Origin of the sequence: Synechococcus sp. BDU 130192, assembly GCF_963876085.1 — a bacterium.
In the GTDB taxonomy this organism is placed as follows: Bacteria; Cyanobacteriota; Cyanobacteriia; order Cyanobacteriales; family MRBY01; genus MRBY01.
This window is the reverse complement of the sequence record NZ_CAWNNO010000022.1, coordinates 136,419-151,733: the sequence shown is the minus strand read 5'-3', so window position 1 is coordinate 151,733 and position 15,315 is coordinate 136,419. Positions and strand designations below refer to the sequence as shown.

Genomic DNA, 15,315 nt, shown 5'->3' with positions numbered 1-15,315 from the left:
CATCAACAAATCAAAAAATAAAAAAACGAGGGAAGTATTCTTCCCCCGTAAAAAAGCATTCATGGTTATTACTCGAAACTTTAGCCCCCTGCCACAGCGGGTACAATGCTGACCTCATCACCATCATTTAGAGCAGTATCGACACCGTTCAGAAAACGGATATCTTCTTCATTGACGTAGAGGTTTAAAAAGCGTCGAGGATTGCCCTGTTCATCACAGAGGCGAGCCTTAATGCCGGGGCAGTTTGCTTCTAGGGAATCGAGCAATTCTTTAATGGAAGAACCAGCGCATTCAACGGTGGGTTGATCCTTCGTAAACTTTTGGAGGGGAGTTGGAACTAAAACTTTAATTGCCATTTTGAGTCAGACAAATTTTTCTAATAACTAAACGATAAGGAACAGGGATTGGGTCAGATCTACCGTGCAGTGACAATGAGAAAAGACCCAATTTAGAACAGCAACTATACCAAAGTTTGCTGCCACTCTAGACGCTCAAGGGTGCGGGCGCGATCAAGAGCCTGCTCGAAACTTTCCAGGTTGGCTTCGATGGTGAGGGGTTCACCAGCAGCATTTTGTACTGCTTCTTGGGTCTTGAGGCCGTTCCCAGTGATGTAGACGACTGTCTTCTCGTCGGGGTTGATCTTGCCTGCTTCTACGAGTTTTTTCAAAACGGCAATGGTGGTGCCACCAGCAGTTTCGGTGAAAATGCCTTCGGTTTCAGCAAGGAGTTTGATGCCGTCAACAATTTCAGCATCGGTGACATCTTCAATGTTGCCGTTGGTCTTGTTGGCGATTTCTACGGCGTAGACACCATCGGCCGGGTTGCCGATCGCAATGGACTTGGCGATCGTGTTGGGCTTCACAGGAGTAATAAAGTCACGGCCTTCTTTGTAGGCTTGAGAAATGGGAGAGCAACCTTCAGCTTGGGCACCGCTAAAGCGAACCGCTTTGTCTTCAACAAGACCGACTTTGACGAATTCGTTAAAGCCTTTGTAAATCTTGGTGAAGAGGGAACCGGAAGCCAGGGGCGCAACCACGTGGTCGGGGAGTTCCCAACCAAGTTGTTCGATCACTTCATAGCCGAGGGTCTTGGAGCCTTCGGAGTAGTAGGGGCGGAGGTTGATATTCACAAAGCCCCAGCCGTGGGAGTTGGCAACTTCAGAACAGAGGCGGTTCACCTGGTCATAGTTGCCGTGGACGGCCATCAGAATGGGGTTGTAAATCAGCGTGCCGAGGACTTTTCCAGCTTCGAGGTCGGAGGGGATAAAGACGCAACAGTCTAATCCGGCATGGGCGGCGATCGCCGCAGTGGAGTTTGCCAAATTACCAGTGCTGGCACAGGAAACGGTCGAGAAACCTAATTCGCGGGCGCGGGTCAGGGCAACGGATACCACCCGATCCTTGAAACTCAAGGTGGGCATATTCACCGCGTCATTTTTAATGTAAAGCTCCTTGATGCCGAGACGACGGGCCAAACGGTTCGCTTTGAGGAGGGGCGTAAAGCCAGTGCCCACATCAATGGGTTCTCCGGCAACGGGCAAAAATTCTTTGTAGCGCCAGATGGACTTGGGGCCAGCTTCGATGCTTTCACGGCTCACTTTGCTGGCGATTTTCTCGTAGTCGTACTTCACTTCGAGGGGGCCAAAGCAAAACTCACACACGTGGAGGGCTTTGGGTTCGTACTCAGCGCCACATTCCTTACAGGCGAGGGCGGTGAAGTTGGCGGTGTCGAGGGAGGCGACGGCGGTATCAAGGGTTGCTTGCGTCATTAGGGTTTTCTCCGTTTCCATGAATGCTGAATGCTTAATTGAAAGCCATAGTAAACAGTTCCAAAACTGTCGTCAATCATACCCGATAAAAATAGTCGGGATTAAATCTGCGTAAAAAGAAAGAGGCGATCGCCTCTTTTCCCCAAAAAATATTCTCCCCTGAGGGAGATGCCGCTAGGCAGAGGGGGTAGGGGTCATTCCGGCAAGGTCTTATCCTGTACACCCCGCATAATCCGCGACAACTCCGACTTCTCATCCACGGCAATCCGCGTCGGCGAACCACTAATAATCCGTTCATAGTTTCGGAAAGAATCCTTAATCGCTGCCCCACCTTCACTGATGGTGTATTCCCGAATGCCCTTGTCATGCCAAGATCCCCGCATCTTAAAGACGTTGATCGCCCGGGACATCTCGCCACGAATCTCGACATATTGCAGCATCAAAATCGTGTCCGTAATCGTCGAAATGTGGGATTCCGTAATCGAGTGGGCCCCCATAAACTGATCCGTCGTATTCGTAAAGAAGCCCGTGATCTCTTCCTGTTTCGCGTAGCCCGTTACCCCAATCACAAATTGGCGAAACGCATTATTGGTCACGCCCCGCGCTAACGCTGATAGTGAGTCAATCGCAATTCGGGAAGGCTTAAATTCAGAAATTTCTGACTTAATCATCTGCAAGTGATCCTCCAGGCCCGCCGACTCTGGATAGGAACAGAGTAACTTGAGCAGCCCTTTGCGTTCCATCTCCTCAAAATCAATCCCCCAGGAAGAGGCATTACGCGATAACTGTGCCCGAGACTCTTCATAGGCAAACAGGATCGCCCGTTCGCCGCGCCGACAACCTTCTTCGAGGAACTTACTTACGAGTAAAGTCTTTCCGGTACCTGTGGCTCCCGTGGCTAGGATGATCGAATCTTTAAAGAAACCGCCGCCGCACATCTTATCCAGGGTTTCCACCCCAGAAGAAATCCGTGCATTAGAAGACCGCTGGGTCAGACGCATTGCCCCCAGTGGGAAAATATTGATCCCGTCGTTGGTGATCGTGAAGGGATATTCCCCCTTCATGTGGGTTGTTCCCCGCAGCTTGAGGATTTCAATGGTGCGTCGCCGCCGTTCCCCTTCTAGGACATTCCGCAGGATCACCACGTTATCTGAGACAAATTCTTCGACCCCAAAGCGGGCCACAGGGCCATATTCATCCAGTCTTTCCGTGGTCATGATTGAAGTGACCGCAAGGTGTTTTAACCGCGCAACCAGGCGAAAAATTTCCCGGCGGACGACAGGAGCGGCATCATATTGTTGAAACACCGCCGTTACTGAGTCAATGGAAACGAGCTTGGCATTATATTTACGAATCGCGTATTGAATCCGTTCAATCAAAGCAGAGAGATCAAAATTCCCCACTACTTCCTGACCATCGGGATCGGGGGAGGCATCTAGGATAAATAACTTACCTTCATCAACGAGACTTTGGAGATCCCAACCGAAGCTATGGGCGTTCTGGATAATATCCCGGGGAGATTCCTCAAAGGTGACAAAAAGCCCTGGGTAATCGAAGTGCTTGATGCCGTGGTAAAGAAACTGAATTGCCAGTAAGGTCTTCCCAGTCCCCGAAGTACCACTCACTAGGGTTGTTCTGCCGGAGGGTAAACCACCATGACTAATCTCATCGAGACCTTCAATGAGGGTGCGGATTTTTTGGACGCCTTTGATGGCACCGTTATTAGAGGAGGTGGGCTGATTCATTACGACTTAGGGACTGGAGATATAAATAAAAAAATGAAGAGATTTAACTAGGGTTGTCCTAATGCAGGGAGAGCAAGCGCTTGAAACGCCATCTTTTTGGACGGCATAGCCTGATGACCCAACGAGACGAAGGAAGTATACGAAATCAAATGGCTTTATCCTACTAGAAAGTGCTCCTGTTCTTAAAGCTCTTCTTCCCGTTCTAAAAACTCTTCGTAAAGGAGATCGAGACCAATCAATACTTTTTCTCGGTCGGAGAGGTCACCGATGATCTTACGGACGGGAGGTGGAAGCACTTTGGAGAGGGTTGGTGTCGCCAAAATCTTATCTTCTTCGGCTAGTTGGGGGTTTTGGAGGACATCAATTACTTTTAGGGCATAGACCCCTTTAAAGTCGGTTTCTAAAATATTTTTTAAGGTTTTGAGGGCGCGGACAGAGTTGGGGGTATTGCCAGCCACATAAAGCTTTAAAACATAAGTTTTCTTTAGGAGGTTCATAGACAAGGCTGATGTGGGTAGGAATAGGGTTAGGTGCTAGGCGTCGTGGAGGGGAATGATTTCATCCTAGTCTATCCGAAATAGAAGTTCAAAAGGTAGATCTTCACGGGGGATAGAACGACGATACATTTCACACAAGTGGGCGACGATATCGATGAGGGTAAGGCGATAGTCTAGGAGGATTTCTTCGCTTCTCCCTTCAAGTTTGAGCTGTTGGGCGAATTCGTCCATTAACTTCATGTGAGTTTCGAGAATATAGGAGACAGAAACATCGGCAAAAAAAGCCTGATTGACAAATTGATCAATGGCTTGATTTGTGGGGAGATCGCCACTGAAGTAGCTTAGGACAATATCGCGATAATCGGCGACAAATTGCTCACGGAATTCTTGCTGTTCTTCGGGGGAAAGACTGCGATAAAAATATTTGGGATTGCGTTTGTAATAAACGCCGAGATAGCCTAATCGTTCCCGTAATTTTTCGGCGAGACGGCGCTGTTGTAACAGTAAAAAAGCTTGGTGGGTTTTATCGGGATCGCTGTGGTGGGGATCTTGGGGTTTGTCGCTCAGGGCACAGCTTGGGGCGAGGTGCAAAAATTGGGCGATCGCCTGGTCGATGGTCAACGATAAGTTTTCGAGATTGGCAAAATCTAGGTATTTTTCGGCACTATGGTAAAGCTGTTCGGAGACATCTTCTTGGGAAATTTCACAGGCGGTGGTCGGCCCAAGAAAGACACAGGGGAGTAAAATTCCACTCTGAGTTAAGCGCTCAAAATAGTCTTGGTTTTCTTTTCCTTGAACAACCACAAGGCAGTCAATTTGTTCTTTATTTGCCTCAAGAAATGCCAGGAATTTTTGGCCATAGTCAAGGAGCTTGATCTGATAGCGATCGCCTGTCAATTGAGCTTCAATTTTTCCGGGTTGAAAACCAGGAGGTGTAACTAGATAAAGGGAGAGTTTAGAAACCAAAGTAGACCGACCAACATCGAAATAAGCTTAAGTTAAAGGATAGCTTTCTTTTAATAATGGGACAATTATAAAGATAAGCTTAATTTTTTTGCTTGCTTGGGGTTACGGTAACATCTTTTGTCAAAATAGGCTGAGATTTTACCGGAAATTTAGCGCCAGCATTATTTTTGTACCCGCAACAGTTCGTAGGGCGATCTTTCCAGGAGGAGATCAAGGGTTTTGTCCCCTAGGGGAAGTTCTGGGCGGGTGGATGTGCGCACCACCAACAGAAAAGAAGAATTGGCCTGGGTTAAGGTGCTGTCGATGGCGGCGAGTTCCTCTTCTTTATCATCGTCAATAAAGAGAATATCTTGGCCTGTATAGAAGACGAGGCTCGGCTTTTCAAAACCCACCATCATCACTGTTTCGTCAGGCCGCTGCTGGGCTGTAATGGTATCGGCAATTTCCCGGAGACTGGCTTGGCGAGCTTGATCCAGCAAAGTGCTGGCCGGTAGTAAAACAAGGACAATAAATGCCACCATAATCGCCCCATTAGCTAGCCAGATCCCCAGGCGCGATCGCCACACACAAACCGCAAGAACAACCGCCCCCAGGAGCCAAATCCCACAGCCCCACCAAGCAAGGTTTGATTGGGCATAGGTCGTAGCCAGATCCGGGGCCGCAGGATCATAACCAATGACTTGGGGGCTATAGATCATAAACCCGCTGAGAATCAGCAACAGCCCCACATTGGCGATCGCACTCCAACGGAATCCTGTTGAGGGTTGCCGGGGCGTTTCAATAACATGGCTGAGAAACAACGCCACCAGAATTGCGGCGGCGGGCAAGAGGGGAATTGTATAACTCGGTAGTTTGGTGACGGCGATGGTAAAGAAGCCAAAAATCACCCCAAACCAAATGCTTGCAAAGACGGCAAGGTGGGTAGAACGCGCCTCCTGACGCCAACGGGCCGGACGATGTAACTTGAGTCGGGCGATCGCCGCTGGTAGATACACAGACCAGGGCAAAAACCCCACCAATACCACTGGAAAGTAAAAATACCACGGGGCATCGTGGCCATTGACCACCCCCGTAAACCGATCAAAATTGTGGTAACCAAAAAAACTATCAATGTACGCTTGGCCATTGCGGAGGGTCACCAGGACAAACCAAGGTAAGGCGATCGCCGTGAAGATCAAAGCCCCAGTCAAGGGTTTCGCTTCCCCCAGCAGTACCTCACGGAACTTGCCGACATAAAGCAAAAAGATCATGATCACCAGTCCCGGCACCACGATCCCCACCGGCCCCTTGGTCAAGACTGCACAGGCAAATAACGCGTAAGCCGCCATGTACCAGCTATTGGGTAACCAGCGATTGATCGGCTGTCCGCCGCTACCATAGCCATAGAAAAAACAAATCAAGCCCCCACTAAAGCAGCCATTAAGGAGCATATCGGAGACCCCCTGCCGCGCCCAGACAATGGTTTGTAAGTTCAAGGCGATTAAGCTACTGCCGATCCAAGCCGCCAGCCAGAGTTTGCGTTGGGTATTAGGAGCTTCGGGATTTTGGGCCGCCGCCGCTGTACCAAAACCAAACTGACGCAGCACCACAAAAACCAAGACCATTAAACCAAGGGCCGCAAAGGCAGAGGGTAATCTAGCCCCCCAGGCATTCACCCCAACAATTTTGTAGGCGATCGCCATCAGCCAATACACCAGGGGCGGCTTATCAAAGCGGGTGGCATCGTTGTAATAGGGCGTAATCCAATCCCCTGTGGCCAACATCCGTCGGGCCGCATCCGCAAACATGGGTTCCGTTTCATCCACGAGGCCCACAGCGCCAAGATGCCAAAAAAAAGCGAGTCCCCCCAGGAGACCCAAGGCGATCGCCGAAATGATCCCCGTGGTTTTCGGGAATTTCTCATAGCTGTAGTACCAACGACGAACAGAATCAAGGGGCGACATGGGCAAATTGGAGGATTTTAAGTAAAAAACTTCAGCGATTGTAACCTGCTACGTGGGCAACTAATTCGCATCCGTAGACAGGGCTTCTGGATCTAAAAGTTCCACCTGACCCAGGCGACCGTCGAGGCGTACCCATTGGCCTGGTTGGAGAAGCTCAAGGGCCATGGTGACATTAGCAACCATTGGAATTTGGTGTTGGCGGGCCAAACTTGCCCCCTGGGAGAGCATGCCCCCCTGGGTTGTGATAATGCCGCTGACCTCCTTGAGATGCTCTAGAAAATGTTCATCAATGTAGGTGGTCACCAAAATATCATTGGGACTCCAGGACATGACCCGTTCCCCAGGTAAACAGCGATGGACACGGCCAATCACCGAGCCACTACTCACCGCTTGACCCTGGAGTTTTTGTAAAAAACAACTACTCGAAACATCTTCTTTCGTGGTCAATTGACCGTAGATAATCTCTGGGGGAGGCCCCTGCTCTTGGTTCACACTCATTTGCGATCGCCGATATTGAATTTTGAGCTGGAGGCGGGAAAACTCCTGGGATTGGGGGGCATTAATCAAGGCCTTTACCTCCGGGAGCTTGAGCCAAAAAATATCCTGGGGCTGCTCTAAATAGCCTTGGTTTTGCCAAATCTGGGCGATCGCCAAAAAATGCCAGCGCAACTGGGCCAAGAACGTTTCACAAAGCCCTCTCACCGCTTCCTGTTGACGGTAGATCTGCTGGAGTTGGCGCTGGGCGGAGCTAAGGTCAGGGGGAGAAATGGCGGTGCGCGGCTGGTTCACTAAATCCGTTAATTGTTGGCGGATCGTCCCCGAATCTTCTCGCCAGCGCCGCTGGGCCAACTCCCAAGGGAAATCTGCCCCATCCCCATGCTCCTTCAGCCACTGATTTAAACGACCAAACAAATGTTCACCATCGGGTAGCTCTGCGAGTTGGGCAAATAAAGCCGCCCGTGTAAAGCGTTCAACGGCCCCCTGGCGCGATTCCCCTGTGGTGCGGAGGGTCCCCCGGATATCCACGGCCAACTGATTGAGGGCTTGGAATTTGGGGGGGAGCGGCGGCAGAAAATGGGACAGTCCTGTGGTCAAACGGCGACGCCAAAGGATCACCTCGCCCCGGAGCCAATAGCCAAGCAGGAGTTCCAGTATCTCTGTAATTTGCTCGACATTTTGCACCAAGTCCGCCAGGCTGAGGGTCGAAAGATCATTGCGGCTGATCATTTTGATCGTTTTTAGCAGAGGGTAACAAAGGCGCTCTGCCTCCTGCTGAAACTCTGGGTACCATTGCCAATCCCAACGTAAATAGCGGTAACAAAACAGAGGATGGCGAAAGCTAAACAGTAGATACCCCAGCCGGGATTGGAGGTCGCTAAATTCAAAATTTTCCCGGCGACAGACCCGCTCCCAAAAGCTGCGATTGAGATAGCTATATCCCCGATGATGGGAAATCAAGGCGATGTTTTGGAGATTTTCGCGCCCTTCCCACAGGGCATTATAGATACTGGCGATCGCCCCTGGTGCCGTGACCTCTAATAGGGAGGCGCTCAAAGGGGATAAAGGTTTGGGGAAATGGCTCGCAATCTCTTCCCTCGTCCAGACCGGATGGAGATGATAGATCGGCCGCACCCGCAAAATCCAAATATCCTGGCCCGTAAAACACCATTCCAGGGCCTGGGGGCTGCCCTGTTGATGTTCCAACTGACGGCTGAGGTGGGCCACTTCTTGCAAAATATCCAAGGGAGGGTGGTTAGCGTAGGGTTTCCCGCCCAGGGGCTGGGGCGAATCCAATCCGTAGTACAGCAAAAATTGGCCTTCTCCAATTACGAGCGGCGTAATAAAATCCCGGACAACTTCCGTGAGGGGATCCTGGCGCTTGTAGGGGAGCGGTGGGCGACTGTAAGTAATGCCAGACCATTGCACGGTGGGTTGGGCTTGCACCAGCAGTGCTTGTTTCCCCACTGCCGTTTGACTAAAGCCATTCACCAGGGCAACGTCCAAGGCTTCTGGGCTGGTGAGTTGCTCCGTGGGAATCTGAAATCTGGGAAGGACTTTTTCGCTGGAAAGACGCACCATATAAGGGCGATCGCCACTGGGTTTTAGTAAATCAACCAGTCGTTTAAAATCATCCCCTGGTTTTAGCACCCACCCCGGCAAAACGGGATAACCCAAATATTTCAATTGGCTGAGGGTCGCCGCATCCTGGCCCACTTGGGGGCTACTGAGGCGCTGATCGAGGGAGAGAAAGCCGGATTCAGGCCGAAAAATTTGCCAAACTTGCCGACTATTTGTTGTCTGTTGACTTAACCAGCCCAGGAGTCCCCCCAGGGCGATCGCCGCGACCCAATAGCCCGGCACCGCACCGTGGCGAATCGTGAGAGCCACAAAAATCAAGGTCAAAACGGCCCAGATCCCCAGGCGAATTTGTCGAAATACCGTCAAGCCCACCAAGCCAATAAAACTGACAATGGGCGTAATCTGCCAATCATGGAGTAACAAACCTCCCCACACCGCCGCAAAAGCCAGATCTTGGGTGCGCCAATAGCGGCCCATCATAAAAGCTAAAAGACTGATGAGTTCCCAAGGGGATTGGTATGGGAAAAAATACCGGGTGAAGAGCACCATAATTATCCCCAGGAGACAATCTCCCAACAGTTGCCTAGGGGGATGGCGATCGCCCCAGGGCAAAATACAAACTGCACCGAGGGTTGGGATTAAAGTAAAAATGAGTAGACAACCCCAGACCTGCGTCAATGTCATGGTTGTGGCGAAAGGAATGTTTGGATCCGGCGCACAGCTTCCCGCAGTACCGCTGGTTCCTGAACGAGGGCAAAGCGGACATAGCCTTCCCCTGTTTTACCAAACCCTGATCCTGGCGACAGGGCAATGCCCGTTTGGGCTACCAATTGGGTACAAAATTCCAAAGAAGTTCCTGACCAATCTTCTGGCAACTTGGCCCACACATAGAGGGTCGCCCCAGGCTTGGGTACAGACCAACCGTGGTCATTGAGGGCTTCGACGAGGGCATCCCGGCGGGCTTGGTAAACGCGCACATTTTCCGCGATGGTGGCTTGATCCCGTTGGAGGGCGGCGATCGCCCCGTTGAGAATCCCTTGGTATTGGTTAAAATCAACCACCGCCTTAATTTGGCGTAGGGCCGCAATCAGTTGGGCATTCCCCACCGCAAAGGCAGTACGAAAGCCTCCCATATTAAAGGATTTTGAAAAGGTAAAAAATTCAATGCTACAGGTTTTTTCCGGATCGGCCTGTAATACTGACGGTGGTGCCGTTTCTCCAGCAAAATAAATGTCGTTGTAGGGGAAATCATGGATCAGCGCCAGATCATGGGCCTGGCAAAATGCCACCGCTTCCCGAAAAAAATCGAGCGTGGCGATCGCCGTGGTGGGGTTGTGGGGATAACTGAGAATCATCAAACGACTTTTCGCCAAAATATCCTGGGGGATCACCGCAAATTCCGGCAGAAAATGATGTTCAGCGGTGAGGGGCATAAAGTAACTTTCACCACCCGCCAGCGCCACCCCACCCGCATAGGAGGGATAGCCCGGATCCGGCAGTAGGGCATAGTCACCAGGGTCGAGCAAGGCCAGTGGCAGGTGTGCTGTCCCCTCCTGGGAACCAATCAGCGCCAAGACTTCAGTATCGGGATCAACGGCAACCCCATAACGCTCGGTGTACCAAGTGGCGATCGCCTCTCGAAAAGCCTGGGTATTGCGGTGGAGGACATACCCATGGGTTTGGGAGTCTGTTAATGCCTGGGCAATGGTTTCCGTGGCGATCGCTGAAGCAGGGAGATCAGAAGAGCCGAGGGATAGATCAATTAAATCCTGACCTGCTGCCACCGCCTTGGCCTTGGCCCGGTCCATATCTGCAAACACATTTGCCGAAAGCCGTGATAACCGCTGGGAAAAATGCATAGGGGCAAATCAAATCGCTGAAAAATATTACAGTTGGGCTTCAACAAAATCCTTAAGACCCTGCTTCGTAATCGCCCCCTCATGGCTCGCCACAACCTTCTGGGCCTTAAAAAAGCGCAGGGCCGGCACCCCCTCCACTTGGCATTGGGCAACGGCTTCCGGATTGGGGTCTACTTCGAGCTTAACGACTTTTAGGCGATCGCCATACTCCTGGGCGGCCCAACTGACCGAGGGCGAAACTAACCGACAAGGCCCACACCAACTGGCCCAAAAATAGACCAAGATATCTTGATTGACGTTGAGGACTTCCTGCTCAAACTGGGAATCGGTAATTTCCAAAACGCTGCCACTCACAGGGGGTGAACTCCTTGATTACTTACAAAATGAAGACAGTTCCTTACGTTAACAGTTTTCGGCGATCGCTGGATCAATGGATTTACGAACAGCCACAAAACTCCATAGGCGAACCAGGTAGGAGTTCTTTGGACTTCTACCCAGCCAAGTAATCTGTTTGTAAGGTTTCAAGACCCAAAAACCAGGATAAAGATCTCCCCCCTCAAGGCAAGATCCTAGAGATTTTTCATTTGAGTGCGTAGGGCCTCCAGCTCAGCATCCACCGCCGCAAAATCAGCATCCGTTGGTTCGGGAGTTTCGACGGGAGTATCGGATACTTCTTCCATTTCATCCACCATTTTGGCCGCTTCTAGGGCTGGTGCTTCTTGGGAAGCCGCTTTGAGCATCGCCAACTCATCATCAATGGAATTGGAGGCTTCGAGTTGGGCAAATTCTTGATCTAAACTGGCACTGCCCAAGACATTGGTTGCTTCAGATTGGGCTTCGAGTTCCATGATTTTGTCCTCCATCCGCTCGAAGGCACTCATCGCACTGCTGGTGTCGATGTTGTTCATGGTGCTCTGGAGCTGAGCATTCGCTTTCGCAGCGTTGGCCCGGGCCTTAAGCATATCTTTCTTGGTTTTAGCCTCTTGGATTTTGCTTTCTAGGGCAAGGAGGTTTTCCTTGAGGGTTTTTACCTGGGCATTTTGTTGGGTCAGTTGCTGTTGGAGGACTGCTGCGGTGTCCGCAAAGGTTTTTTTCCGGACTAGGGCTTCCCGGGCAAGATCTTCTCGACCGTTCTTAATGGCTAATTCTGCTTTCTTTTGCCAAGTGGTTGCTTCGGTTTGGTTTTTGATCAGCTGTTGCTCAGTTTTTTTCTGGGCGGCGATCGCCCGGGCCACCGACTGGCGTAATTGCACCAAACTTTCCCCCATATCGGCAACGGCCTGTTCCAATATTTTTTCGGGGTCTTCGGCCTTACTGACCATATCATTGAGGTTGGCTTTAACAACACGACCAAGACGATCTAAAAATCCCATGATGCTATATCTCTATACGTGATTGAGTGCAATTTAAACTGTGACTTACTCTGGCAAAGGGGTAAGCATACTCCTTTACATTTTAATCACTCCTTTGGTTTTCTATGGTAGTCGCTTCTACTGCTTGGGTCATTGGCTAAGAAGTTCGTCGGGCGTGAATGCCCAAAGGAAAGTTGTATTCACCCGCAAAGATTGCATCTTAGTGTAGTCGGTAGTCAATGCGAGTTCGATTTTCTAAGTTTAATTTTTAAGACCACACTGCTATCTTGGCTGGTTTTCGTATTATTTTGAGATTAGTAAAACAAAATATGACGATATCTAATCAATATCTAACCAATGGAGTAAAGCCTAAATAGGTTATTGTAAGATAGTGACTTTCCTGGAAAAATCATCCTCGTGAAAATTCAGCACCAGTTGTAAATCGAAGGAATATGGATTCCTGATATCGATGCAAGTAGGCGAGTAACGACCACTTTTCAAGGGAAAAGCCTGGGGTGAAAAAGCGAGATTGCAAGTGAATTTGGCCTGACTTCCCCAACTGTCGCGACTAAACTATGCACTTAGATGATCTACATATTCTGCTCATTGAAGATAATTTGGCGGAAGCTGAATTGTTAGGGGATCTACTGGCAGATATTGAGATGGTGCAGTGCGATATTGTGCATTTTGCCCACCTCGAAAAGGCGATCGCCTGTCTCGAAGACCAAACCTTTGACGTGATTTTGCTCGATTTGAGCTTGCCCGACAGCCAAGGCCTCAGCTCCCTCCCGATGCTGATGGGCATTGCCCCGGACGTTCCCATTGTGGTGCTGACGAATACCAATGATGCCGAGTTAGCCCTCGAAGCGGTGCACCAAGGGGCTCAGGATTATTTAATCAAAAAAAATATCGCCTTTGACCAAGAGACATTACTCCGCTCAATTCTCTACGCCATCGAACGCAAGCGAAATCAACAGGCCCTCAAGTTAGCCAACGAGCGACTCCGGCAAGAAATGAAGGCCCGCGAAGCAATGCAGCTCAAACTTGAACAATCCAACCAGGAGCTTGAACAATTTGCCTACATTGCCTCCCACGATTTGAAGCAACCCTTAGCGAGTATTTACTCTTGGTCTCAACTGCTCCAGGTGCGCTACGGCAATTGTCTAGATGAGAAAGGAAGTAGTTACCTCAACGCGATCCAAGATTCCGTGCGCCAGATGACCCAGCTCATTGAAGATCTTTTAACCTATTCGCGGGTCGATCGAGTAGAAAATACGGCGGTGGACGTAGATTGTAATTTAATCGTTCATCAGGTTTGTAATCGACTCAGTTCGGCGATCGCCCAACAAAGCGCCAAGCTCACCATTGATTCTTTGCCTACCATTCAGGGAAATCCCCTACAAATCAGTCAAATTTTCCAAAATTTAATCGAAAATGCCCTCAAGTATTGCCGGGAAGAGGTGCCCCCCCAGATTCGGATCAGTGCCGTCCAAAACGATAACCACTGGGTTTTTAGCTGCCACGACAATGGCATTGGCATTGAAGCCGATTATTTTGAGCAAATTTTCTACGCTTTTAAACGCCTCCATTCCCAGAGTCAATATTCCGGGACAGGCATTGGCCTCGCCGTCTGTAAAAAAATTGTGCGCCGTTATGGTGGTGAAATTTGGTTGACTTCTACCTTTGGTGAAGGCTCTACTTTTTACTTTTCCTTTCCGATGCAATCTTCCCCCAAGGACAATGCCTAGGAAGCAGCTCTAGGGTATCTGCGAGGGAGTTTGATCAAGTTACAATAAAGCTGACCCAGACCTAGTTGATTTCACCTGATACAGACACCGTGACTATTTCTCCCATTTCTCCCCAAGACACTACCTTTAACCCCAATCAACCCGATGCCTTTGGGCGTTTTGGGAAATATGGTGGTAAATATGTGCCTGAAACCTTGATGCCCGCTTTGGCTGAGTTAGAAGCGGCCTATGCCCAGTATCGTAACGACCCGACTTTTCAAGCAGAATTAGCTGGGCTGCTAAAAGATTATGTTGGTCGCCCCAGTCCCCTTTATTTCGCGGAACGGCTGACGGCTCGCTATGCTCGCCCCGATGGTTCTGGCCCGCAAATTTACCTGAAACGGGAAGATCTCAACCACACAGGTGCCCACAAAATCAATAATGCGATCGCCCAGGCCCTCCTCGCCAAACGCATGGGCAAAAAACGCATCATCGCCGAAACTGGTGCGGGTCAACATGGCGTTGCCACAGCGACGGTCTGTGCCCGGTTTGGGCTGGAATGCATTATCTATATGGGGGTGCAGGACATGGAACGCCAAGCCCTCAATGTCTTCCGGATGAAATTATTAGGAGCTACCGTCCAACCCGTAGAAGCGGGCACTGGAACCCTCAAAGATGCCACCTCCGAGGCCATTCGGGATTGGGTAACAAATGTAGAGACAACCCACTATATCCTCGGTTCCGTAGCTGGCCCCCACCCCTACCCGATGATGGTGCGAGATTTCCACGCGATCATTGGTGCCGAAACTCGCCAACAATGTGCAGAAAAGTGGGGTGGCCTCCCGGATATTCTGATCGCCTGTGTGGGGGGAGGTTCCAATGCCATGGGGCTTTTCCACGAATTTGTTAAAGATTCGACCGTGCGCTTGATTGGCGTTGAGGCCGAAGGGTCTGGGATCACCAGTGGTCACCACGCCGCCACCCTCACCCAAGGGAAACCAGGGGTCCTACATGGGGCCATGAGCTACCTATTGCAAGACACCGAAGGCCAAGTTGTCGAGGCCCATTCCATCAGTGCGGGCTTAGATTATCCTGGCGTCGGCCCGGAACACAGCTACCTCAAAGATACTTGTCGGGCTGAGTATTACAGTGTCACTGACCAAGATGCAGTGGCTGCCTTCCGACGGGTGTCCGAGTTAGAAGGAATTATTCCCGCCCTGGAAACCTCCCATGCCTTTGCTTATCTAGAAACCCTTTGTCCCCAGTTGTCGGGCAGTCCGCGCATTGTGATCAACAGTTCTGGTCGGGGTGATAAGGATGTACAAACGGTAGCAAAATATCTCGATCGCCATGGTTGGGACTAGAGAAATTCGAGATTA

General features: G+C 50.4%; 12 protein-coding genes. 2 read left to right on the top strand and 10 right to left on the bottom strand.

Annotated features, from left to right (window positions below; all coding sequences use genetic code 11):
- Positions 1 to 80 precede the first annotated feature (80 nt).
- The 10 genes from AACT35_RS07505 to AACT35_RS07460 form a co-directional block, all read right to left on the bottom strand.
- Positions 81 to 356, bottom strand: coding sequence for a MoaD/ThiS family protein (locus AACT35_RS07505; RefSeq protein WP_012305919.1), 276 nt, complete (start codon positions 354 to 356; stop codon positions 81 to 83).
- Between the two features lie 104 nt (positions 357 to 460).
- Positions 461 to 1,768 (bottom strand): threonine synthase, encoded by a 1,308-nt coding sequence (gene thrC, locus AACT35_RS07500; protein ID WP_012305920.1) that lies wholly within the window; start codon positions 1,766 to 1,768, stop codon positions 461 to 463.
- A gap of 194 nt (positions 1,769 to 1,962) precedes the next feature.
- On the bottom strand, positions 1,963 to 3,513 hold the full coding sequence (kaiC, locus tag AACT35_RS07495) for a circadian clock protein KaiC (RefSeq protein ID WP_012305921.1): 1,551 nt from the start codon (positions 3,511 to 3,513) through the stop codon (positions 1,963 to 1,965).
- A gap of 182 nt (positions 3,514 to 3,695) precedes the next feature.
- Positions 3,696 to 4,010: a circadian clock protein KaiB gene (gene kaiB, locus AACT35_RS07490; protein WP_030006078.1), complete on the bottom strand. Its 315-nt coding sequence runs from the start codon at positions 4,008 to 4,010 to the stop codon at positions 3,696 to 3,698.
- A 66-nt stretch (positions 4,011 to 4,076) separates the two neighbouring features.
- A complete protein-coding gene (locus AACT35_RS07485; protein WP_065715809.1) occupies positions 4,077 to 4,976 on the bottom strand; it encodes a circadian clock protein KaiA in 900 nt (299 codons plus the stop codon).
- 161 nt (positions 4,977 to 5,137) lie between these two features.
- A complete protein-coding gene (locus AACT35_RS07480) occupies positions 5,138 to 6,919 on the bottom strand; it encodes an ArnT family glycosyltransferase (RefSeq protein ID WP_099240303.1) in 1,782 nt (593 codons plus the stop codon).
- Between the two features lie 60 nt (positions 6,920 to 6,979).
- The gene (locus AACT35_RS07475) at positions 6,980 to 9,682 is read right to left on the bottom strand and encodes a PEP-utilizing enzyme (RefSeq protein WP_099240301.1); all 2,703 of its coding nucleotides are present in this window, start codon (positions 9,680 to 9,682) and stop codon (positions 6,980 to 6,982) included.
- Positions 9,679 to 10,857, bottom strand: a complete 1,179-nt coding sequence (locus AACT35_RS07470; RefSeq protein WP_099240299.1) for an LL-diaminopimelate aminotransferase — start codon at positions 10,855 to 10,857, stop codon at positions 9,679 to 9,681. The genes AACT35_RS07475 and AACT35_RS07470 overlap by 4 nt, the downstream gene beginning before the upstream one ends.
- A 27-nt stretch (positions 10,858 to 10,884) precedes the next feature.
- A complete protein-coding gene (locus AACT35_RS07465) occupies positions 10,885 to 11,211 on the bottom strand; it encodes a thioredoxin family protein (RefSeq protein ID WP_012305927.1) in 327 nt (108 codons plus the stop codon).
- Positions 11,212 to 11,426: 215 nt separating this feature from the next.
- Positions 11,427 to 12,230 carry a PspA/IM30 family protein gene (locus AACT35_RS07460; protein WP_012305928.1) on the bottom strand — a complete coding sequence of 268 codons (804 nt, stop codon included), beginning with the start codon at positions 12,228 to 12,230 and terminating at the stop codon, positions 11,427 to 11,429.
- Between the two features lie 554 nt (positions 12,231 to 12,784).
- On the opposite strand from AACT35_RS07460, the gene AACT35_RS07455 reads away from it, so the two are divergent.
- Positions 12,785 to 13,957, top strand: coding sequence for a sensor histidine kinase (locus AACT35_RS07455; protein WP_099240297.1), 1,173 nt, complete (start codon positions 12,785 to 12,787; stop codon positions 13,955 to 13,957).
- 89 nt (positions 13,958 to 14,046) lie between these two features.
- Complete coding sequence (gene trpB / locus AACT35_RS07450) at positions 14,047 to 15,300, top strand: tryptophan synthase subunit beta (RefSeq protein WP_012305930.1); 1,254 nt, start codon at positions 14,047 to 14,049, stop codon at positions 15,298 to 15,300.
- Positions 15,301 to 15,315: the final 15 nt, after the last annotated feature.